This is a genomic window from Galbibacter sp. (assembly GCF_048266365.1).
Classification (GTDB): domain Bacteria; phylum Bacteroidota; class Bacteroidia; order Flavobacteriales; family Flavobacteriaceae; genus Galbibacter.
Map to the genome: position 1 here is coordinate 99,912 of NZ_JBLWZP010000007.1, position 22,241 is coordinate 122,152.

Below are 22,241 nucleotides of genomic sequence, written 5' to 3' on the forward strand. Positions count from 1 at the left end.
CTAATTTATAAAAAGTAGTGGAGCGAGTTCTTTTAAACTTCTACGCCATGTTTGAAATTCGTGAGCAGTGCCTTCAGAGATATAAGATACCACATTAACTCCTGTATTTTTAAGAGCAGATGTAGCGCTTTTAATACGTTCAGGTCGCTCTTTGCTGCCACAACTTAAAAATATAAGTTGAATACCTGATTGATCCTTAATATCCTCTGGAGTGTAAACACCTCCACTGAGAAGTGCATAGTGAGAGAAGGTATTAGGTTTGTTTAGTGTAATCATTTTGGTTTCCATACCTCCCATTGAAAGTCCACCCATAGCTCTGTGTTCTCTATCCGCAATGGTACGGAAATTACTATCTACGTAAGGTATTAGCTCATCAACTAGCTTTGTTTGGAAAGGAGTGATGTCAAATGTTTTTAATCCACCAAACTTAATTTCATTGGTCATACCATAAGTCATTACAATAAGGAACGGCTCCGATTTACCTTCTGCGATTAAATTGTCCATAATTAAATTAGCATGACCTTGATTACTCCATGCGGTTTCATCTTCGCCCCAACCGTGTTGAAGATATAATACTGGATACCTCTTAGATTGATCTTTAGCATATCCCGGCGGCGTGTAAACATAAGCAACCGCTGAGGTGTTGGTCACCTTTGAGGGGAATAGTATTTTATGAACTTGTCCGTGAGGAACATCTTTTAGTGCATAAAATTCTTGATCATGTGCTGGAATTTCAATACCACTTTCCCATCGGGTTGAACCGTAGAAATTTAAGGTACCGGGATCGTTGAATATTCCTCCGTCTATAGTTAAATGATAGTAGTGAAAACCTTCATCCATTGGACCTTCAGTTGTCCCTGTCCAAGATCCATCTGCATTCTTATGTAGTATAGTTCCACCTCGACCACCTAATCCAAGGCTGACTTTTACACTGTCCGCGGCGGGTGCCATAATTTTAAAACGGGCATAGCCTTGAGAGTTTACCTGCGGATACTCCTGCCCAGGTTGGTTTAGGGTCGAAGGCTGAAAATCTTCTTTGATCGTTTGTTGAGCATTAGTGAAAGAAAAGCCGCCTAATAGGGCTCCAATCACTAGAAATAATTGTAGTTGTTTCATTGTTTGTTTTGTTTAGTTAATGTTGTTGTAGTTGCATTTCAATTCGGCAAAACTGCATTGAGTTTTACTTGATTTAAAACACGATACATAATACCATGTGGTGCTAGTATTAGGTGTCGGTGTGTTTCTGAGCACTAAGTAAACCGATGTGCCCAGAAATATAAATATATGGACATAGAACCTTGTAGGATCATTTTGTGTTGGCTGCTTTAATAGTATAGGTTTTTCCTGCCTGTGTCTTTAGATCGTAAAGTACCGTTGGCGGTAAATCCAACGCCTTAATATCCGAGGATTCAGAAATTAGAGGGGTAGCCACTTCAGGAACGTTAAAGAATGGGTTTGGGTTGTTTCCTTTTGCAGATATTAATCGCCCAGATCCATGGATTTCAATGGCGTTTGGAGCTCTTAGCCTTAAGTTTCCTCCTAGTTCAGATCTAATGACAGCACTTACTAATCTTTTATCTTTCCACTCCATAGTTATGATCTCAAAACCTCCTCTGGATTTTAATCCCGTAACTATGCCATCTTTAAGTGCATCCGGTATGGCTGGTAATAGGTGTAGTGTCCCGTCTGAACTTTGCATAAGCATTTCAGTTATTCCTGAGGTACAACCAAAATTACCATCTATTTGGAAGGGTGGATGCGCGTCAAATAAGTTGTTATAGGTGCCGCCCCCGCTTTGGTTAATACCAACAGGGGTCAATTGGTCCTTTATTATTTTATAGGCGTGATTTCCATCTTGCATTTTAGCCCACCAGTTTACTTTCCATCCCATACTCCATCCAGTAGAGATATCCCCGCGTTGTAACAGCGTATTTTTGGCGGCTGCAAATAAAAGAGGAGTTCTATAAGGAGAAATTAGATTGGAAGGATAGAGCCCGTACAAATGTGAAATATGCCTGTGGTGATCATTTGGATTATCAACATCATCTAACCATTCCTGTAGTTGATTGTACTTTCCTATTTGCATAGGCGGGAGCTTTTTCTTCATCACTTTTAAAGAATCGGCAAATTCGGTGTCAGTATCCAAGATTGCAGAGGCATTTATAACGGTGTTAAAAATGTCTTGAACCAACTGGTTGTCCATTGTAGAACCCGCCGTAATTGAAGATCCTTGATGACCGGCAGCTGCATTCTCCGGTGAATTTCCGGGAGCAACTACCAAATAGGGTAGATCAGGGTGTTGTACTAAGAAATCAACGTAGAATAGAGCGGCTCCTTTTAGTACCTCATAATTGTCTTCTAAAAACTCAGTATCCCCGGTATAGAGATAGTGTTCCCAAATATGTTGGCTTAACCAGGCGCCACCACCATTCCAGATGCCCCAAAAAGCACCGTCTATCGCTCCGGTTACTCTCCAAATATCCGTATTGTGATGAGCCATCCAACCTCTAGCTCCATACATGACTTCGGCTGTTTCTTTACCTGTTTCGGATAATTCTCTAACCATGTCTAGTAAGGGTTCATGCAACTCGGATAGATTGGTTTTTTCAGCTGGCCAATAATTCATTTCCGTATTAATGTTTATGGTGTATTTGCTATCCCAAGGAGGGGTTAAGCTCTTGTTCCATATCCCTTGAAGATTGGCGGCTTGCCCACCGGGTTGAGAACTGGAAATGAGTAAATAGCGACCATATTGATAGTATAATGACACAAAAGAAGGATCGTTGGTGTTTGTGAAATTTTTTAATCGTTCATCGGTAGGTAGGTTTGAACTTTCGATGCTTCCTAATTGCAATGAAACACGGTTAAAGTAGCCTTGATAGGCTTTGACGTGTGCAACTAATAAGCTTTCATAATCTTTACCGAATGCTTGATCTAAATAGGTTTTCGCTCTCAAATATTCATCAGCGCTCAAGTCATGATAATTGTTGAAATTAGAAGCGATCGAAACAAATAACAGTGCCGAATCAGCATCTTTTACTTGGATTGAATTTTGGCTTTGGCTGGTTGTACCATTTATGGTTTTTATTCGAGTTAAGGCTTGGAATTCAACCTTACCTTCAACGCCCTCATGATCACTCGTTACACCCCAAAGTGAAAGATCATGATTCCTTATATCTATTTCTTGTTTTTTATGTGGTGTGGTAAAATCAGCAGTGAAACTTACCTTTCCTGGTTGATCTGCTGTAATTCGAATGACAAGAACCCTATCGGAAAGTGAAGTAAAAGCCTCTCGAGTATAGGTGATTCCATTAACGGTATAGGTGGTTTTGCTTACAGCATTAGCTATATTGAGTTCTCTAGAATAATCTTGGAAGTCTTGATGTCCCTCAAATGTCAGCTCTAAATTGCCGACAGGCTGAAACATTTGACCGTGAGATTTCGTGGTAACTATTTTTTCATTAGCCAGGTTTTCCGCCGCTTTGTACTTTTTATCAAATATCAGTTTCCTGACTTTTGGAAGGGCTTCTAACGCATCAGGGTTGTGATTTCTATTGGGGCTACCGCTCCAAACGGTACTTTCGTTGAGTTGAAATATTTCCTTAGAAACGTTACCATAGATCATTGCACCGATACTACCATTACCTATTGGTAAAGCATTCTCCCAAACTTCACCTGATGGTTCATCATACCAGAGCCTCAAGGGGTCAGCTTGCTGTCCAAATGCATGGATGCTTGTTAAAAATAGAATAGCGATACAAAACTTTTTCATAAACATTTATTTTGGTTAGTCATTGCTTAAGTGTGTAATAAACACATATAAAAGTATACAAATTTTTATAAATAAAACTTGGTGGCAATTTATTCTTGAAAAGCAGGTATGTTCTAGGCCTATCCTAAACCTAAAAATCGCATGAGTTTTGATTCAACCTCAAATGTTTATTGGCGTTTTCTTAATTATTTTTTAAGAATATGATATTGTTATTGATTTCAAAATTAGTATCTTAGGTACGCGAAGAGTTACGGATTAGAATTCATAAAAATAATTTATTATAAATCTTAATCAAAGGGTACCCATATTGACCAAGATAAATTTTTTGACCGAGGTAAATGTGGGTCATATTATGTTAAATCAAACGATCACAATCAACATATTATTAAAACTCAATAAAACTTAAATCACAAACAATTATGAAAAAAATATTTTTAGTATTAGCAACATTGCTACTAACAGTGGGTACATATGCACAAACTCAATGGAAAGCGGATCCTAATCATTCTTCATTAAATTTCAATATTTCCCATTCCGGAATCAGTATTGTCAATGGAAAGTTTTTGGACTTTACTGGAAACATGACCACAACGGATGAAACTCTAAATGAAGCGAATTTTGAATTCACCATTCAAGCAAAAAGCATAAATACAAGTGTAGACAACAGGGATAATCATTTGAGAAGTGCCGATTTCTTTGATGTCGAGAAGTATCCTACTATTACTTTTAAAAGCACTAAAATATTGGAAACAGGTAAACCTGATCAATATTTATTATATGGAGATCTTACCATTAAAGATGTTACCAAACCTGTAATCTTTGATGTCACCTATGGCGGTATAGTCAAGAGCGATAAGGGTGATAAAATCGGACTGAAAGCAAAAACTACTATCAATAGATTTGAATTTAATGTTGATTATGATCCTACTGCTGCAGCTGTTGGAAAGGATGTGAATATTGTAGTTCACTTGCAATTAGGAAAACAGTAATTTAGCTAAGACGATAATAAATTAAGATAATGGGGATGGTTATGCTATCCCTTTATTTTTTATCTCCTATTTACTCTGATATAATGTCCAATCAGCAAACTTCCGATAAGTGCGGGTAAGATCCAATTCAGTATGCCGTAATACATTATGTTATTAACTACCACAAATGCTGTTGTCATGCAGATATAACTTCCTATCATTTTGCTGAAATGCAGTGAATTTCTATGCCTTCCCTTAAACGTTGTTCCTTGTTTTATAAATATTCTGTAGTCTACCAGGTAGGCGTTGGCCATTCCCATTAGCCCACAAAATAGTAGAATACTACCACTACCGAAACTTGTGTGATAAAATAAGTAAAATGCATAGAGGATCATTATCAGTGAGGTGACCATCATGGTCAAGGATAAACCTTTAAGTTGTTTTGTGCTTATTTTAAATGCAAAGAAACCACCAATTAGAAAATACAAGGTCAAGATCCCCAGGGTGAATAAAAACAGGCTGTAATGATCGGGAGAACTCGCTATAATTAGGGAAACTGTAGTGCCTAAAAAACCTGTGACAAAATATAGTTTCCCGATACGTTTGTGTACCGAATTTCCTTTTTTGAGGATAAGAATCAAGGCGCCTGATAGAAGGGCAAGACTTCCAAAAGCAATATGAATACTAATTAAGATGTTTATCATTTGCCACAGTTCGCTTATCGGTTAAGAGGAAATTATCATGTGTGTGCAATGGCATTTAAATTGAATTTTTAGCACATAAAAAAAATTAAAAATAGAGGTGAAATTAGCTTAAAATAAGGGGTTGAAAACCTATGCAAATAACTTGTATTAAGCATATTAAATAAAAAGCTACTTCAGTCCAAGCGACAAAAATACGGAAATATTGATTGTTTAGCCCATTTCGGAGGTTTTTGAACTCAGCGAGTATACTCCTTGTTCGCCACATTATCCCAGCGCTATGCAGAGTACCGTCGGTATATTATTCCAAACCTTTATTTGGATTCGCCTCCGTAAGGCTGTTCTACTCAGATTTAAATGGAGATGGAATAGTAAGTCTTATGTGAGTTCAACCGAAAGATATTTACAAGACGACTTGGAGAACTTGCACGAAATCGTCAACAACTTCCATCCGATTAGTTAAATAATTACAAAACGTACTTGTTTAAGTACTTTTTTATTATCTTTGCATTATGGAAATAGTAAATTATACAGACTTTCGTTCAAATCTAAAGCATTGGTTCGATAAAGTAGTCAATGATGTAAGCGATATCATTATCAAGCGTAAAAACGGTAAGGACCTCGTTTTAATATCATTGGATGAATACAACTCATTAAAGGAAACGACCTATCTACTAACAGGGAAAAACAGAGATATATTATTAAACTCTATCAAAGAACTGGAAGCAGGAAACGGTATGGAAAAAGACTTAATCGAATAGATGAAATTAACTTGGTCTACTTCTTCTTGGGAAGATTATTTGTATTGGCAGAAAGTCGATAAGAAAATGGTAAAACGGATTAACGAACTGATTAAGAGTTGTATGCGAACACCTTTTGATGGCATCGGAAAACCTGAAGCTTTAAAAGGCGATTTGCAAGGTTATTGGTCAAGACGAATCACATCCGAACATCGATTTGTTTATAAATACGATAATGAACAAATCTTGATTGCAGCTTGTCGTTATCATTATGGAAAGTAAAAGCCCCAAAAAACAAAACTCGGTTTTATCGAGAGTACAGAAATATATACCCATATCACTCAAAATCAAATCAATTACCATCAAAGAATATCCAATCTATAGAAAAAAAGCAGTAAAAGCGCCTTGAACAGCAACCTTTACAACATATAAAGATTTACGGATTACTACCAATCCAAAGCATCAAAAGCCACTTACAAAAATGTTCTGAAATATATTGAACACTTACCCAAGAACTACGATTTAAGCCAAGAAGCCTTGTGATCTTGCTTGTATGGCGTTATAATCTACTTCAATTATCTACTGGAAACAGGAAAGAGAAATTACCATCACGGTCAAGGATAAACTTTATGTTATATATTTTAAATTCGCACAAACCTAGCACAAATAAAAAGCTGCTAAAATGATCTTTTGACAAACCATAATAACAGCTTTTAACTTTAGAGAATTCTAAACTAACTACTAACTACTATATTGTTAATGTGTGTAAATAAGTATTCTATTTATTTTAGCTCTGCAATAGAATAAATGGCATATCCATTGGCCGGAACCTCTAGTTGGACAACTCCATCTTCATCCGCTGTAGCCACAAATTTGGTGCTATTGCTATAATCTAGTAATACCTTTTGTTTCAAATTTGTTGTTACTGATCGCTTCTTTGCAGTTTCTGAATGATTGATGTATAAAATAAGCCCGGGATTCTCTCCATTGCCATCCCTTCTCATGATGTACTCATCGCTGTCAACATACAATACATGAGTTGCTCCAACAGCCAAACTATTATGGACTTTAATAAGTTGTTTTAGGGGAGCCTTAAAGTCTGGATTTTCATAATCAGAATAAAAAATAGTAGGATAACCTGGATGTGTTAAGATATAAGCATACGCCTTTAATTTGTTCTCAGGAGCTATGTTGTTGTCTTCATTGGTGTCCTTTTCAGTATCGTGATTGGCGGTAAAAGTAACTGACTTTTCAGGATGAGTTTGCCATAGCATTTCTTTATCCAAATAGGTGAGATCGCTGAATCGATCAAATGCTTCTTCAAGCTTATAAAAAGTTGAAAAATCAAAGACGCCACTTCCGGTTTCATCCACATATTGGGCTAAAACGTTAGGGTTTCCATCCCATAATTCACTAACAGAAAATCCACCTACTTCAGTTAACCATGCTTTCACAACCCATGGTTCATAACCTAAGACATAGTCGAATCTCCAACCATCAAATCCCATGACATTTTTATAATATTTTGCCACGGAGTTTTCAGATTTCCACAACCAGTTTTGAACATATTCTTGATTGTGATCTAGGTTAGTCTCTTCATAGAACAGACTCCCATCATCATAATTGCTGGTGCTGTTTGGATAGAAATTTTCATAGTTTCTATTAAACATACCTGAAGCATTTCCATGAGTTTCGTCAAATAGCGTATAGGTGTTTTTTTCGCGATAAGGATTATACTGTTCTCCACCTCCGGAGTTGTGATTGATCACAATGTCGGCAATCACCTCCATATCCAACGCATGTGCTTTGGCTATCAAGGTCTCTAATTCTTTTCTGCTTCCAAACCTGGTAATTACCGTACCGTGTTGATTGTATTCACCAAAGTCAAAATAATCAGAAGGATCGTATCCCATAGAATAGCCTCCGGATTGTCCTTTAGTGGCTACAGGCAACCATATTCTGTCGATGCCACTTTCACTCCAGTCTGTGACTTGATCAGTAAGTATAGACCACCATTCTCCACGAGGTTCAACATCCCAATAAAAACTTTGCATCATGACCCCTTTACCACTGGTGTAAGAATCTAAAGAAATAGGGTTTATTATGAGATCAGTGGGTGGTTCTACCGGATCTGTTGGTACCGGATCAACAGCATCATCAGAAGAACAACTGATACATAACAATGTAAGCAGTATACTTAAATAGTGTATTGTTTTCATTTTAGTGGTTTAAAGTGTAAAAAAAGCCTGGTACTTAAACTTTTGTACCAGGCTTTAACTATGAGGCTTATTGTTGTTGTGGAATTAAAATATAACGTCCATCTAAATCATTAAACCATATATTATATGTTCCGGCAGTTACCGGAATATTAGGATCACCGTCGTTAAATCCTTGACCACTTAGCGGTGTTGAAGCACCCCAGCTAATATCCCAAGCGTCCTCAGCTCTGAATTTAATCTCACCCTCAGTAAGTTCAATACCTTCTATAACCCAGATATGTGGATCAAATGCTGTTGGAGTAAGATCCTGATCTGCATCCCATCCACCTGCGGTAGCATCACCTATTAGTCCGATAGTACCATAGGTAGGTGCTGCGGAAGCATCATAAGCTTCAAAAGTAAAGCTCATGTCTTCTTGGTTTATAGATAGGCTATAGTAACCATCTGCACTTACAGGGAACGCAGAAGGATCTGCTCCTAATATTTCACTATTGCTTAGTAATCCTGCATCGAGTCCCCATTGTGGTTGCCATTCACCTAATACTTCTATGATTTTAAATCCTTCAGTATCTGCTGATCCGGCAAATCTACCTGTGAAATTGAAAACCAAATCGTTTTCACCATCTCTAAATAGAGGTGTATTCGTGTTATTTGGATCCCAACCGGCAGCAGTAACATCACCAACAAGGAACATTTGTGGTTTCAATTCTACTCCACCATCTTCACTAGCTTCAGTTAGAACTACAGGTAGTGCGATAATAGAAGAAAATTGCTCTGAGGTTTTTGCAGCAGCATCACCTACATAAGCTCTTACTCTAAAATAAAGTGAACCTGTGTTAGGAGCTTCTGTGTCCGGGTCGTTATCCAATCCGGCTTGAGCTGCAAGAGTTAATAAGTATTTTACAGTTACTCCGTAGTTGTTCACCGTAAGGTCACTTGCTACTACTTCAATGCCTTCAAAGCTTTCAGTAGTCGAAGCCTGAAGTTCATATTTTACTGGTGTAGGTGCACCAAAATCAGCCTTGTTCCATACGAAACGTTCTGCGAGATTATCACCATTGGCCGCATTTAAAGGATACGACTCTAAGAAGGTGTTTTCAAATGCGACTCCTTCTACACTTGGTTTTGCTACAAATGTGAAATCATCGTCCTCGGAACATGCGTTAAAACCTAGGACAGAAAGTAGGGCGACGAATATAAATATTGTTTTTTTCATCAGTTTATTTTTAGTATTAGTAACCAGTATTTTGAGTTAGATTTTTGTTGATTGAAAGTATGTTAGAAGGTAAAGGGAACAATACTCTGTAGCTATCTACAGAAGTTCCATTTTTAACGCCTCCTTTGAATGGCCATAAGTAGCTCGATCCAGTGAAGTACCCGTAACGAACTAAATCTGTTCTACGTTGCCCTTCCCAATACAACTCTCTTGCACGTTCGTCAAGAATAAAATCTAGCGTAATATCCGCTGCCGAGATGTTACCACTTGAATTTCCATATGCTCTTGTTCGCAATTGATTAATTAGACCAGCTGCTGTATTGGTATCACCTCCGGCTCCGCCTCTTAAGACAGCCTCTGCATAAGTAAGATAAATTTCAGCCAATCGAATTAGTGGTAGATCTGTGTCGGTGAATTCTCCTCCGGTATCATTTCCGGGATTTCCTTGTGAATCTAGGTTAGAGAATTTAGAAACTGCATAACCATCGGTGAATGTGTTTGCAATGGTGTTGATCTCAAAAGACTGACCATCAGTATAAAACATTGCTCTACCATCATTCCAAGCTACCGGGTATCCATCGTCATCACTACTGCTGATAGATTTGTCGAATTTACCAACCAGTGCACCGGTGGTGCGGGTGCCACCCCATCCACCGTTAACACCATAGGCAGCAGCATCCATACTTCCTCCAATGGCAGCGTGAATCAAAAATGTTGTGCCTCCGTAGGTACGTGATGCATTACCATCGAAATTAAGTGCAAAGATAAACTCATTTTGTGCCCCGTTAGTATCGTTATCTGCAAGGAACAATTCATCATATGCGTTACCATTTTGATTTGCATCTGTAGTGTTAATACTATAAGATGATTGAATTACTTTGTTTGCAAAAGTAACCGCTTCGGTATACAGCTGTTCACCTGTCCAAACTTCAGCATTTAGATAAAGTTTAGAGAGTAGTGCCCAAGCTGCAACACGGTCAACTCTACCATATTCATTGGCTTGACTTTCTTTCAATAGATCTTGAATTTCTAAAAGCTCAGCTTCTACAAATTGGAAGATCTCAGCTCTTGAGTTCTGCTCTGGTAAATCTGTTGAAACTGCCGTAACTAGCGGTACATCGCCATAGAAATCAATTAAGTTGAAGTAGGCAAATGCACGTAAAAATCGAGCCTCAGCAATATAAGTGGCAACCTCAGGATTATCAGTAAGCTTTTCTGCATTTCCAATAAAGGAGTTACAGAAAGAAACTTCCTGGGCTAAACGATAGTACATCGCAGTACTAAAGTCATTACTGGAATCCCAATTCATCTCGTGAAGATTCGGAAGTCCCGGATCTCCCCAACCTACAACAGCATTGTCGGTTGTCAATTCGTTGAGATTAAATAGCATACGGCTGTATTGAGAGGTTCCCTCGTCAATTCCTGAAATATCAGGTTGTCCGGCAGGACCAGCTTGCCCGGTCAATGCCAGCGAAGCATATAGTTTAGCCAGTGCGCCTTTAGCGTCCTCTGCAGTAGCGAACACGTTTTCTTCTGTGAAGCTATCCGGATCGATTGTAGGATCCACATTCAGATCGTCATGACAGCTTGTAAAAACGGCGCCTGTAATGACTAGGCTTAATAATATCTTATATGTTTTTTTCATGTTGTCTTTTTTAAAAATCTAGGTTAACTCCAAATACAAACGATCTTGGTCTTGGGTAGAAATTGTTGTCAATACCACCGTAGATCTCGGGATCTAAACCGTCATAATCAGTGATGGTAAGTACATTTTGAACCGAACCATAAAGACGCATTCTCAAATCCCCATTGATAAAATCATTTAGGGTATACCCGAGAGTGATATTATCTACTTTAAAGAAAGAGGCGTCTTGTACATAATAGTCACTCTGTAAGTTGACTTCAGTTAGAGTCCTAAATCCTGTGTCGAAATGGTCAGTATGTAAATTCGTTAGAATACTGTTCTCGCTAGCTCTTAACCCGTAGGATTTACTTGATGCCATGTTGTTGTATGCGTAATTTCCTAAGTTCGCTCTAGTGGCTACTGATAAATCCCAGTTTTTGTAGTTAACACTGGTGTTGAAGCCCATAATGATGTCTGCAAAAGGATCTTTATACAGGTATCTGTCTTCATTATTGATTTGATTGTCACCATTTCTATCTACAACAGCTCCTTCTATAGGACGATTTTGCTCATCATACACTTGTTTGTACACCCAGAAACTATAAGGGGCATAACCCTCTTTGTGTAACTGAATGTTATTTCCGGTTCCTCCGTTGATCCCTCCAACTTCTACCTCATCCGGTAAATTGGTAAGTTCGTTATCGTTGATGGAAATGTTATATCCGATATTCCAGGTAAAGTCTTCAGTTTGTACTGGAGTAGCATTGATTTCAAACTCAATACCCCTGTTCTCCATATCTCCAATGTTCTTGTCGATAGCATTAGAGAAGTTGGTAAACGGATCTACTGTTACCCTACTAATCAAGTCATTAGTCTTTTTGATGTATGCGTTTACAGAACCTGAAATTCTATTGTCAAATAAACCAAAGTCGATACCGGCATTTAAGGTATTACCTACTTCCCATCTTAGATTCTCGTTATAAGCCTCCGGGCGGTAGGTTTGATAATAGCCATCACCCAATTGGTAATTTGCATTAGATTGACTCTGAGTGTATCGTGTTAGGTATAAATAATCTCCTAAACCGGAAACGTTACCGATCTCACCATAACCAATTCTAAATTTCAAGTTGTTGATCACCTTTGAATCTTCTAAGAATTGTTCATTATTAATATTCCAAGCGAAAGCAAATGATGGGAAATAACCCCAACGGTCATCCGGATTCAATTTTGAAGAAGCATCAGCTCTAAGGGTCGCTGTAAATAAGTAGCGGTCATCAAAGCTGTAGTTTAATCTTCCAAAGTAAGAAAGCAATACACTTTCCCACTTGTCGATAAAGATAAAATCATTTCCGGCTTCTTCCTCCTCACTATTATAGCTGTCATTGTCAAATTCAAAACTCTGATAAGAATAACCTGCAACGGCATTTATAGAGTGAATATCATTGATGTCTTTGGTGTAGGTTAGATACGCATCAAATAACTTATTAGTTGACTTATTTGAATATGTACCAAGTGATCCATTCCATTCATTCTTAGATGATGGCATTTCAATTGGAATAATTGTTCTTCCGTTACTGTTCGATTTGTCGATTCCAATATTTACTGTTGCAGTTAGGTCAGGGAAGAAGTGCAATTGATAATCCACCTTAGCATTCGCAATGAGGCGTCTTACTTCAGCAGTATCATCCTTAAGATTAATTAGCGCCACCGGGTTAGTCGGTGCTAAGCTGTTCTGTCCGCCTGTTGAATTTAACCAAGTAAAGTAATTACCAAATGGAGAGTTTGCATCATAGATCGATTGTGTTGGATCGAAGTCTACAGCGGAACCAATGGCATCTCTGTTACCAAAAGCATTTTCAGTATACGATCCTCGACCGTTTAATTCGATTTTTAAATGGCCATCCAAAAGTATAGGTCTAAGGTTTAGAGACCCGGTTGTTCTGGAGAAATTATCCCCTTTTAGAACACCATCTTGATCTGTGTAACCTAAAGATGCCCTTACCGGCATAAACCCTTTGATATTACCCGTGGTACTGAAATTATGTTCAAAACCAATGGCTTGTCTGTAAATTTGATCTTGCCAGTTGGTATTGCTGTTACCTAAACGGTCAATGGCAGCCTGATCCCCAGTGTTGTTAATTAGGGTTCTAAACTGGTCTGCATTCATTACGTCTACATAATCTGTAGGATCATATACTGTTGTGGAGCCAGAGTAATTGAATTTAAACTCTTTTCCCTTACCTTTCTTAGTGGTAACCATAATAACCCCATTCGCTGCACGAGCACCGTAAATTGCAGTTGCAGAAGCATCTTTTAATACGGTCATGCTTTCAATATCATTAGGGTTGATAAAGTTAAGCGGGTTTCTAGACCCACCTACATCACTATCAGCCAGTGGAATTCCATCCACAACATAGAGCGGGTTACTGCTCAAAGAAAGAGAACCTTGACCCCGAATTACAATGTTCTGACCTTCACCCGGAGCTCCACCTCCTGAACTAATGGATACACCCGCTACTTTACCCTGAATTAATTGTTGGGCAGAAACGATTGGTCCTTTGTTAAAATCCTCAGAAGTGACTTGGTCAACGGCACCTGTGACATCCTTTTGGCTCACAGTACCATATCCAATAACCACAACCGCTTCGAGTTGTTCTGCATCCTCTTTCAAGGTTACATTCATTGTCGGCCCACTTACGGCGACCTCTTGGGTGGTAAATCCGATGTAAGAGAACTGTAGAAAAGTTCCGTTATCGGCTTCCAACTGGAAGTTACCGTCAAAATCCGTAGAAGTACCTTGGGTGGTTCCTTTAATCACTACATTCACCCCTGGTATAGGAGATCCTGTCCCTGCATCAGTGACAGTTCCGTTAACTACCTGTTGGGAGAATGCTCCCAGGGGTATAAGGAAAGCCAGCAGTTTTATTGTCTGAATTAGCTTCATAGATTGTTTGAAAAAATTAATTATAAGTGTTAGCTTTATTATTTTTACTTCTCAAGGTAAAACAACTGTAAAGTTTAGGTAAACTTTGTGTATAACCAAATCTTGTAACTTGCGAAATCGATATAGTGTTCACAAGTTTTTACATTTTAACAATTGGCTATTCAGTAAGATAAGGTTTATGAGTGGCTATTGAAGTTGCTTTTTTGTTGAATACCATTCAAACTTGAGCACTGAAAATTTAGTTAGATTCCTACGGATTTAGTATGTATTTTTGTTAAATTACCACCTAAGCGAATACGCAATGAAGAAGAAGATTACCATGAAAGAAATTGCTCGGGAGTTGGATGTGTCAATTTCTACAGTTTCTAAAGCATTGAACAATAGTCCTGAGATCAGTCAGGATACGATAGACAAGGTCCAAGCCTTCGCAAAATTCTACAATTACAAGCCTAATAATATCGCCCTAAGTCTTAAGAACAAAAAGACAAAAAATATTGCCGTAATCATCCCTGAAATTGTGCATCATTTTTTTACTTTAATCATCAGTGGAATTGAGCAGAAAGCTAACGAATTGGGATACAATGTTATTGTTTGTCTCTCCAATGAATCTTTCGATAAGGAAGTCATTAATATGGAAACCATGGCTAGCGGCAGTATTGATGGATTTTTGTTATCACTTTCCAAAGAGACCATGGCGAAAAAAGACTTTCATCATTTAAGAGAGGTGATTAATCAAGGAATGCCTCTTGTGATGTTCGACAGGGTATCTGATGAGATTTATTGCGATAAGGTCATTATCGATGATGCGCGCGCTTCTTATAATACCGTAAAACATTTAATATATTCAGGCTGTCGCAGAATAGCGCTCCTGACCACACCGGACTACGTTTCTGTGGGTAAACTAAGGACCTCGGGGTATAGAAATGCCTTAAAGGACGAAGGGATTGAAGTGGATGAAAATCTCATCGTTAAGGTGGAGACCGTAGAGGAACTGGATGCTAAGGTTAAAACATTATTCGATAGTCAAAAATTCGATGCCGTATTTGGTGTTAATGAACTATACGCTGTTGTGGCCATGCGTGAGGCACATAGCAGGGGTCTTATAATTCCGCAAGAAATGAGTTTCGTAGGTTTTAGTGATGGTATTTTATCCAAATATGCCTACCCGAGTTTGACCACGGTAGTACAACACGGTTACGAAATGGGTCAGAAGGCTGCCAAGATGCTCATCGATCGCCTGGAAAATGATCAAGATGATGATTCCTTTAAAATGGAAGTTATAAAGACTTCAATCTTACAAAGAGAATCTACGAAACCCGTTTAGTAGATTTTACGAAAAAGTTTCGTAACTAGTGTTGTATGAAGCTGTTAAAATGTTAATCTGGTAAATAGATGCTTTGTCGGTGCCAAAAAAATTGTATATTCGCCAACATCAAAACTTATTTTTACTTCTCAAAATTAAACACAGGTAAGTTTTGATAAGTCGTAGCGCTTATCGTATTAAGAATTAACAAACTACGATAATGAAAAAGCGTATTTTAGGATTCTGGGAAATTTGGAACATGAGTTTCGGGTTTTTAGGAATACAATTCGGGTTCGCCCTACAGGGCGGTTTTATGTCCCGAATTTTTCAAACACTGGGTGCAGACAAAGAGAGCCTTCCGCTGTTGTGGATTGCAGCTCCTTTAACAGGTCTGATCGTCCAGCCTATCATAGGGTATTTAAGTGATAAGACTTGGCATTCCAGACTCGGAAGGCGTCGTCCTTATTTTTTAATTGGTGCTATACTGAGCTCAATAGCGCTGTTTATGGCTCCACATTCTTCTGCCCTATGGATGGCCGTCGGTTTCTTATGGATATTAGATGCGTCCATTAATATTAGCATGGAACCTTTCAGGGCATTGGTAGCGGATAAATTACACGAATCTCAACGATCGTATGGATTTGTGGTGCAAGCATTAATCATTGGAGTAGGTACTTTAATTGCGAGTAACTTACCATGGCTTGTTAATATTTTAGGAGTGAGTAATGAAGCTGCTCCCGGGATCGTTCCCATGTCCGTTAAGGTCGCCTTTGGTATAGGAGCTATAGTGTTTATCACCAGTATACTTTACACCATATTCACCACCGATGAATATCCCCCGGAAGACATGCAGGCCTTTGAAAAAATGAAGGCTGAAAGTAAGGGGCGTTTCATTCAAGATATCGTGGAGAACATTGGGAAAATGCCGGCTACCATGGTTAAATTGGGAGTAGTGCAGTTCTTTAGTTGGTTTGCATTTTTTACCATGTGGAGTATGGCCATGCCTGCTTTGACTGAACACGTATATCAGGCACCGGCACCAATGGAGGTTGCTTATGACTTTAGTGATAAGGGACAGCTGGAAGAGTTTGATACCGCTAATGCAAAATATCAAGATGCCTCTGATAAGGTAGGATCAGCTATGGGAATCTATGGACTTTCATCTATGGGATTTGCCCTGGTACTGGCCTATATCTCTTCTAAATTCAGGGTCAATAGGAAGTTTACTCACATGGTTTCTTTAATCATTGGCGGGCTTGGATTTATTTCCATGTATTTCGCGAGCAATATCTGGCACCTTTACGGAAGTTTTCTGCTTGTAGGGGTTGCTTGGGGAAGTATACTTTCCATGCCGTACGCCATGCTGTCCAGTGCCGTTGATGCCAAGAAAATGGGTGTCTACATGGGATTGTTCAATATGTTTATTGTACTGCCGCAGATTGTTGCTGCCATAGGGGGAATTAATTTAAGCTATAAACTATTGGGAGATCAAACGATCAACGCCATGATTATAGCCGGGATATGTTTACTGATGGCTGCATTTGCTAATTTACTAATCACCAATCGCAAGGCGATTGCCTATACGATCGATTAACTGATCCGATTTCAAGATTCAAACTAGGAAACAACATTAAAAATAAGTCTGTAGGCTGAGCACTATAGGCGTATAAGGAAAATGAAACAACAAAAAGGGTTTATATTCGATTTGGACGGCGTCATTGTAGATACCGCTAAGTTCCATTTTTTGGCTTGGAGAAAATTGGGTGAGAATTTCAATTTTCAACTCACCGAAGCACAAAATGAACAACTCAAAGGAGTCAGTAGAGTAGACTCCTTAAACAAAATATTGAATTGGGCAGGTGTCGAAATTTCTCAAGAAGAATTTGATCGCTTTGCATGGTCTAAAAATGAAAATTATTTAACCTACGTCGCCCAAATGACTCCGGAAGATATTTTACCTGGGGTGAAAAGCACCATAGAAAAATTAAAATCAGGGAGCTATCCCATTGCCTTAGGTTCTGCTAGTAAAAATGCACCTGGTATTTTACAAAAAGTGGGGCTCTTTGATCAGTTCGATGTCATCATAGATGGCAATAGCGTGAGCAAGGCTAAGCCGGATCCGGAGGTTTTTCTTCAAGCGGCTAATCAATTAGGAGTAGCCCCAAAGGATTGTATAGTGTTTGAGGATGCCCATGCAGGTATTACTGCAGCCAATAGTGCAGGGATGACTTCCATAGCCCTGGGGGACCCTGGAATATTGAGTCATGCTGACTATGTGTTCAACACATTTACTGAAATTACAATCGATTTTTTAACACAACTTCAATCTAAATAAAATGAATCAGGATTATATAATGCCAAATGAGTGGTCATTGATAGAGGAAGGATTTAATCCGCAAAAGGTAAAGTCTTCGGAAAGCTTATTTAGTATAGGAAACGGAGCTATGGGGCAACGTGCCAATTTTGAAGAAGATTACAGTGGAGCAACTTTCCAAGGAAGCTATATCGCAGGAGTATACTATCCGGACAAAACAAGAGTTGGTTGGTGGAAAAATGGATATCCAGAATATTTTGCCAAGGTATTAAACGCACCGAATTGGATCGGAATTCACGTTCAGGTCGAAGGGGAGACCTTGGATTTGAATACTTGTATTAAGGTGACAAACTACCGTCGTGAACTAAACATGAAACAAGGTTGGTATCAAAGAAGTTTTGTAGCCAGTATGGCAAACGGTATAGATCTTAAAGTAAAAGCAACCCGGTTTCTAAGTATGACCTTAAGTGAAGTGGGTGCTATTAAATATGAAATTACCCCACTGAATCGCAAAGCAGCGGTTGTTCTTATACCTTATGTGGATGGAGGAATTACCAATGAGGACAGTAACTGGGACGATGCGTTTTGGCAAGTTAATCAGGTGAACACCAAAGGTGATTTTGCTTATGTCAGATCAATGACAAATAAAACAGCATTTGATGTTTGTAGTGGAATGCTCAATGAGGTGTATCTCGAGGACCAAAAGCTCGATATCCAAGGAGAAGTTGTTTTGGAAACTCGAAAAGTAGGATTGAAATACAGTCTAACACTGGCTGAAGGTCAAAAGGTGACCTTAGAAAAATTCGGTGGGTATGTAACGAGCTTAAACCACCGGTCAGAGGTACTTGTTCAAGAATCAGAACAAATATTGACCAAGGCCAGGGGTTTTGGTTTTGACGCACTTTTGGAATTACAAATAGAGGCTTGGGATTCAATTTGGCAAATGGCTGACATCACCATTGAAGGCGATGTAAAAGCACAGCAAGGAATACGCTTTAATATTTTCCAGCTCAATCAAACCTATTCAGGAAAGGACTCCAGGTTAAATATAGGACCTAAAGGATTTACAGGTGAAAAGTACGGAGGAAGTACCTACTGGGATACTGAGGCCTATTGTATACCATTTTATATGGCTACCAAGGATGAAAAGGTAGCGAGAAACTTGCTTACCTATCGCTACAATCAATTGGATAAGGCAATAGAGAATGCCGAAAAACTAGGTTTTACCGGTGGCGCTGCGCTATATCCGATGGTGACCATGGATGGAGAAGAATGTCATAACGAATGGGAAATTACATTTGAAGAAATTCACCGTAATGGCTCCATGTTGTTTGCAATTTACAACTACACTCGATTTACAGGTGACACCAGCTATATCCCGGAAATGGGCTTAGAGGTTATGATAGGCGTTTCTCGTTTTTGGAAACAACGTTCCAATTTTTCAACGGATAAAAATAAGTATGTTATCCTTGGTGTAACCGGCCCGAATGAATACGAAAACAACGTTAATAATAACTGGTTCACCAATTATATTGCCAAGTGGTGTATGGAATATACCGCTGAGACCATTGAAATGGTTAAAGAGAATTACGCTGATGATTTTCAAAGAATTCAGAAAAAGACCAATCTTTCCGAAGATGAAGTTGCAAAGTGGCTCGAAGTTGCCGGAAATATGTATTTCCCCTATGATGAGAAATTGAATGTGTACTTGCAACAAGATGGATTTTTAGATAAAGAATTGGTTCCAGTTGCGGACCTTCCAAAGTCTCAACGACCAATCAATCAAAAATGGTCTTGGGATCGTATTTTGCGTTCACCATATATTAAACAAGCTGATGTTCTTCAAGGCTTCTACTTTTTTGAAAATCACTTTAGCAAAGAAGAGTTGGAGCGCCACTTTGATTTTTACGAACCATTTACGGTACATGAGTCTTCGTTATCACCATGTGTACATAGTATTCAAGCCGCAGTGCTTAATCGTATGGATCAAGCCTATACCTTTTACTTGAGAACTTCTCGACTGGATTTAGATGATTACAATAAGGAAGTTCACGAAGGATTACACATCACCTCCATGGCAGGTACTTGGATGAGTGTGGTGGAAGGATTTGGAGGAATGCGCGTGAAAAATGACACCTTATCATTTGATCCTAAAATTCCGAAAGAATGGGAAGCATTTAGTTTTAAAGTTAATTTTAGAAACCAGATCCTTAAAGTGGAAGTTTCACACCGTGGAACCACCTTTAAATTAGAAGGAGATCAGGAGTTAAATATCCTGATTAATGGGCAAAGTACCCTGCTTCAACCAGATAATAAAATAGTTTTATAAGATGATTAGACACCTATTATATAGTATAAGTATTCTTTTTGTTGGGCAGATTTACGGGCAATCCCTAAAATCTCCCAATGGAAATTTGGAAATGGAATTTGCTCTTAGCACTTCCGGTGTGCCTACCTATATTCTAAATTTCAAAGAAAAAGAAGTTATTAAAGAGAGTAAACTCGGATTTCTGATCAAAGACGACAGTCTATCACTCAAGGACAATTTTGTGGTAACAGATACCCAAAGCTCAAGCTTTGACCAAAGCTGGGAGCCTGTTTGGGGAGAAGCAAGCAGCATTAGAAATCACTACAATGAATTGTTAGTGCATTTGAAACAACAAGGAACTGAGCGAAAGCTGGATATCCGCTTTAGATTGTTTGATGATGGTTTGGGATTCCGTTATGAATTTCCGGAGCAAAAACCACTGATTTATTTTGTCATCAAAGAAGAGCTTACAGAGTTTGCCATGACAGGGGATCATACGGCTTTTTGGATTCCAGGCGATTACGATACACAGGAGTATAACTATACAAGAAGTAAATTATCAGAAATCAGAGAAAAAATGAAAGCAGCCATTACTCCGATTTCTTCACAAACTCCCTTTTCTCCTACAGGAGTACAAACAGCACTGATGCTAACGACTCAAGATGGCTTGTATATCAATATTCACGAGGCTGCTCTGATCAATTATTCAACCATGCACTTGAACTTGGATGATCAAAACATGGTATTTCAATCTTGGCTGACCCCTGACGCTAATGGAGATAAAGGACATGTGCAAGCTCCATTTAATACCCCATGGAGAACTGTCATAGTCAGTGATGATGCCCGAGATATTTTGGATTCAAAAATAACATTGAATCTAAATGAACCTTCTAAAATTGAGAATACCGATTGGATCAAACCTATGAAATACATCGGTGTATGGTGGGAGCTGATTACCGGCAAGAGTAGTTGGGCATATACGAATGATTTCCCATCGATTCAATTGGGAAAAACTGATTATTCTTCAGCCAAGCCAAACGGGACTCATGGTGCCAATACTGCTCATGTTAAATCTTATATTGACTTTGCAGCCAAGCACGGTTTTGATGGTGTTCTTGTAGAAGGATGGAATGAAGGTTGGGAGGATTGGTACGGTCATTCTAAAGATTATGTTTTTGACTTTGTGAGTCCATATCCTGATTTTGATGTGAAAACCATCCAAGAGTATGCAGAACAAAAAGGAGTAGAAATGATCATGCATCATGAAACCTCGGGGTCAATCAGAAATTACGAAAGACACCTAGATACGGCCTATCAATTTATGAAGGATCACGGTTATAATGCCGTCAAAAGTGGCTATGTCGGTGATATTTTACCTAGAGGGGAATACCACTACAGCCAATGGGTGGTGAATCACTATCAGTATGCCTTGGAAAAGGCTGCTGAATACGAAATTATGGTCAATGCGCATGAGGCAGTTCGACCTACAGGAATCAGTCGTACCTATCCGAATTTAATCGCTAATGAATCTGCAAGGGGAACCGAATATCAAGCCTTTGGCGGTTCTAAAGCAAATCATGTCACTGTATTGCCCTTTACACGACTTATCGGTGGACCAATGGATTATACCCCTGGTATATTTGAGATGGATATCAGTAAATTGAATCCCAATAACAATTCACACGTCAATTCAACCATAGCCAACCAATTGGCCTTATACGTGACCATGTATAGCCCATTGCAAATGGCGGCTGACCTTCCTGAGAACTATATGCGCTTTCCAAAGGCCTTTCAGTTTATAAAGGATGTTGCACTGGATTGGGACGAATCAATTTATCTGGAGGCAGAGCCGGGTGAATATGTGACTGTTGCTCGAAAAGCCAAAGGAACGCAGGATTGGTTCATCGGAAATGTCAATGGATTTGAGTCTAGAAAAACCACTGTTGAATTGGACTTTTTAGAAGAAGGGATAGGCTATACCGCTCGTATTTATGAAGATGCAAAGGATGCACATTACAAAGAAAATCCCCAGGCAATTAAAGTTCGCATCGTTAAAGTAAAGAAAAATAGTAAATTGAAGTTGAGATCAGCTCCCGGAGGAGGTTTTGCAATTAGCATTATAAAAAATTAAA

15 protein-coding genes are annotated in these 22,241 nt (G+C 38.8%); 8 read left to right on the top strand and 7 right to left on the bottom strand.

Annotation, left to right across the window (positions count from 1 at the left end; genetic code table 11):
* A complete protein-coding gene (locus ACN0TV_RS11580) occupies window positions 1-1,116 on the bottom strand; it encodes an alpha/beta hydrolase-fold protein (RefSeq protein WP_417363076.1) in 1,116 nt (371 codons plus the stop codon).
* 190 nt (window positions 1,117-1,306) lie between these two features.
* The gene (locus tag ACN0TV_RS11585; protein WP_417363077.1) at window positions 1,307-3,772 is read right to left on the bottom strand and encodes a glycosyl hydrolase family 95 catalytic domain-containing protein; all 2,466 of its coding nucleotides are present in this window, start codon (window positions 3,770-3,772) and stop codon (window positions 1,307-1,309) included.
* A 419-nt stretch (window positions 3,773-4,191) separates the two neighbouring features.
* Between ACN0TV_RS11585 and ACN0TV_RS11590 the strand changes: the two genes are divergently transcribed.
* Window positions 4,192-4,761 (top strand): YceI family protein, encoded by a 570-nt coding sequence (locus ACN0TV_RS11590; protein WP_417363078.1) that lies wholly within the window; start codon window positions 4,192-4,194, stop codon window positions 4,759-4,761.
* A gap of 59 nt (window positions 4,762-4,820) precedes the next feature.
* Here the strand turns inward: ACN0TV_RS11590 and ACN0TV_RS11595 are convergent, their stop codons facing one another.
* Window positions 4,821-5,444 carry a hypothetical protein gene (locus ACN0TV_RS11595; protein WP_417363079.1) on the bottom strand — a complete coding sequence of 208 codons (624 nt, stop codon included), beginning with the start codon at window positions 5,442-5,444 and terminating at the stop codon, window positions 4,821-4,823.
* 509 nt (window positions 5,445-5,953) lie between these two features.
* Between ACN0TV_RS11595 and ACN0TV_RS11600 the strand changes: the two genes are divergently transcribed.
* Together ACN0TV_RS11600 and ACN0TV_RS11605 are read left to right on the top strand one after the other, a co-directional pair.
* A complete protein-coding gene (locus ACN0TV_RS11600) occupies window positions 5,954-6,202 on the top strand; it encodes a type II toxin-antitoxin system Phd/YefM family antitoxin (protein ID WP_417363080.1) in 249 nt (82 codons plus the stop codon).
* Window positions 6,203-6,463 (top strand): Txe/YoeB family addiction module toxin, encoded by a 261-nt coding sequence (locus tag ACN0TV_RS11605; RefSeq protein ID WP_417363081.1) that lies wholly within the window; start codon window positions 6,203-6,205, stop codon window positions 6,461-6,463.
* 500 nt (window positions 6,464-6,963) lie between these two features.
* On the opposite strand, the gene ACN0TV_RS11610 is transcribed toward ACN0TV_RS11605, so the two are convergent.
* The 4 genes from ACN0TV_RS11610 to ACN0TV_RS11625 all read right to left on the bottom strand — a co-directional run bounded on the left by ACN0TV_RS11610 (window position 6,964) and on the right by ACN0TV_RS11625 (window position 14,184).
* Complete coding sequence (locus ACN0TV_RS11610) at window positions 6,964-8,400, bottom strand: alpha-amylase (RefSeq protein WP_417363082.1); 1,437 nt, start codon at window positions 8,398-8,400, stop codon at window positions 6,964-6,966.
* A gap of 67 nt (window positions 8,401-8,467) precedes the next feature.
* Entirely contained in the window at window positions 8,468-9,616 is a 1,149-nt protein-coding gene (locus ACN0TV_RS11615) for a SusF/SusE family outer membrane protein (protein WP_417363083.1), read from the bottom strand.
* Window positions 9,617-9,632: 16 nt separating this feature from the next.
* Entirely contained in the window at window positions 9,633-11,261 is a 1,629-nt protein-coding gene (locus ACN0TV_RS11620; protein ID WP_417363084.1) for a RagB/SusD family nutrient uptake outer membrane protein, read from the bottom strand.
* Window positions 11,262-11,271: 10 nt separating this feature from the next.
* Window positions 11,272-14,184, bottom strand: a complete 2,913-nt coding sequence (locus ACN0TV_RS11625) for a SusC/RagA family TonB-linked outer membrane protein (RefSeq protein ID WP_417363085.1) — start codon at window positions 14,182-14,184, stop codon at window positions 11,272-11,274.
* Between the two features lie 301 nt (window positions 14,185-14,485).
* On the opposite strand from ACN0TV_RS11625, the gene ACN0TV_RS11630 reads away from it, so the two are divergent.
* The 5 genes from ACN0TV_RS11630 to ACN0TV_RS11650 all read left to right on the top strand — a co-directional run bounded on the left by ACN0TV_RS11630 (window position 14,486) and on the right by ACN0TV_RS11650 (window position 22,240).
* The gene (locus tag ACN0TV_RS11630) at window positions 14,486-15,508 is read left to right on the top strand and encodes a LacI family DNA-binding transcriptional regulator (RefSeq protein WP_417363086.1); all 1,023 of its coding nucleotides are present in this window, start codon (window positions 14,486-14,488) and stop codon (window positions 15,506-15,508) included.
* 199 nt (window positions 15,509-15,707) lie between these two features.
* Window positions 15,708-17,081: an MFS transporter gene (locus ACN0TV_RS11635; protein WP_417363087.1), complete on the top strand. Its 1,374-nt coding sequence runs from the start codon at window positions 15,708-15,710 to the stop codon at window positions 17,079-17,081.
* An 81-nt stretch (window positions 17,082-17,162) separates the two neighbouring features.
* A complete protein-coding gene (gene pgmB / locus ACN0TV_RS11640; RefSeq protein WP_417363088.1) occupies window positions 17,163-17,822 on the top strand; it encodes a beta-phosphoglucomutase in 660 nt (219 codons plus the stop codon).
* Window position 17,823: 1 nt separating this feature from the next.
* Window positions 17,824-20,130 carry a glycoside hydrolase family 65 protein gene (locus tag ACN0TV_RS11645; RefSeq protein ID WP_417363089.1) on the top strand — a complete coding sequence of 769 codons (2,307 nt, stop codon included), beginning with the start codon at window positions 17,824-17,826 and terminating at the stop codon, window positions 20,128-20,130.
* Window position 20,131: 1 nt separating this feature from the next.
* A complete protein-coding gene (locus ACN0TV_RS11650; protein ID WP_417363090.1) occupies window positions 20,132-22,240 on the top strand; it encodes a glycoside hydrolase family 97 protein in 2,109 nt (702 codons plus the stop codon).
* Window position 22,241: the final 1 nt, after the last annotated feature.

What these genes read in the sequence shown, in the direction of transcription:
- ACN0TV_RS11580 (WP_417363076.1), bottom strand. Translation starts at nt 1,116, where the DNA reads ATGAAACAACTACAATTATTTCTAGTGATTGGAGCCCTATTAGGCGGC.
- ACN0TV_RS11585 (WP_417363077.1), bottom strand. Translation starts at nt 3,772, where the DNA reads ATGAAAAAGTTTTGTATCGCTATTCTATTTTTAACAAGCATCCATGCA.
- ACN0TV_RS11590 (WP_417363078.1), top strand. Translation starts at nt 4,192, where the DNA reads ATGAAAAAAATATTTTTAGTATTAGCAACATTGCTACTAACAGTGGGT.
- ACN0TV_RS11595 (WP_417363079.1), bottom strand. Translation starts at nt 5,444, where the DNA reads ATGATAAACATCTTAATTAGTATTCATATTGCTTTTGGAAGTCTTGCC.
- ACN0TV_RS11600 (WP_417363080.1), top strand. Translation starts at nt 5,954, where the DNA reads ATGGAAATAGTAAATTATACAGACTTTCGTTCAAATCTAAAGCATTGG.
- ACN0TV_RS11605 (WP_417363081.1), top strand. Translation starts at nt 6,203, where the DNA reads ATGAAATTAACTTGGTCTACTTCTTCTTGGGAAGATTATTTGTATTGG.
- ACN0TV_RS11610 (WP_417363082.1), bottom strand. Translation starts at nt 8,400, where the DNA reads ATGAAAACAATACACTATTTAAGTATACTGCTTACATTGTTATGTATC.
- ACN0TV_RS11615 (WP_417363083.1), bottom strand. Translation starts at nt 9,616, where the DNA reads ATGAAAAAAACAATATTTATATTCGTCGCCCTACTTTCTGTCCTAGGT.
- ACN0TV_RS11620 (WP_417363084.1), bottom strand. Translation starts at nt 11,261, where the DNA reads ATGAAAAAAACATATAAGATATTATTAAGCCTAGTCATTACAGGCGCC.
- ACN0TV_RS11625 (WP_417363085.1), bottom strand. Translation starts at nt 14,184, where the DNA reads ATGAAGCTAATTCAGACAATAAAACTGCTGGCTTTCCTTATACCCCTG.
- ACN0TV_RS11630 (WP_417363086.1), top strand. Translation starts at nt 14,486, where the DNA reads ATGAAGAAGAAGATTACCATGAAAGAAATTGCTCGGGAGTTGGATGTG.
- ACN0TV_RS11635 (WP_417363087.1), top strand. Translation starts at nt 15,708, where the DNA reads ATGAAAAAGCGTATTTTAGGATTCTGGGAAATTTGGAACATGAGTTTC.
- pgmB (WP_417363088.1), top strand. Translation starts at nt 17,163, where the DNA reads ATGAAACAACAAAAAGGGTTTATATTCGATTTGGACGGCGTCATTGTA.
- ACN0TV_RS11645 (WP_417363089.1), top strand. Translation starts at nt 17,824, where the DNA reads ATGAATCAGGATTATATAATGCCAAATGAGTGGTCATTGATAGAGGAA.
- ACN0TV_RS11650 (WP_417363090.1), top strand. Translation starts at nt 20,132, where the DNA reads ATGATTAGACACCTATTATATAGTATAAGTATTCTTTTTGTTGGGCAG.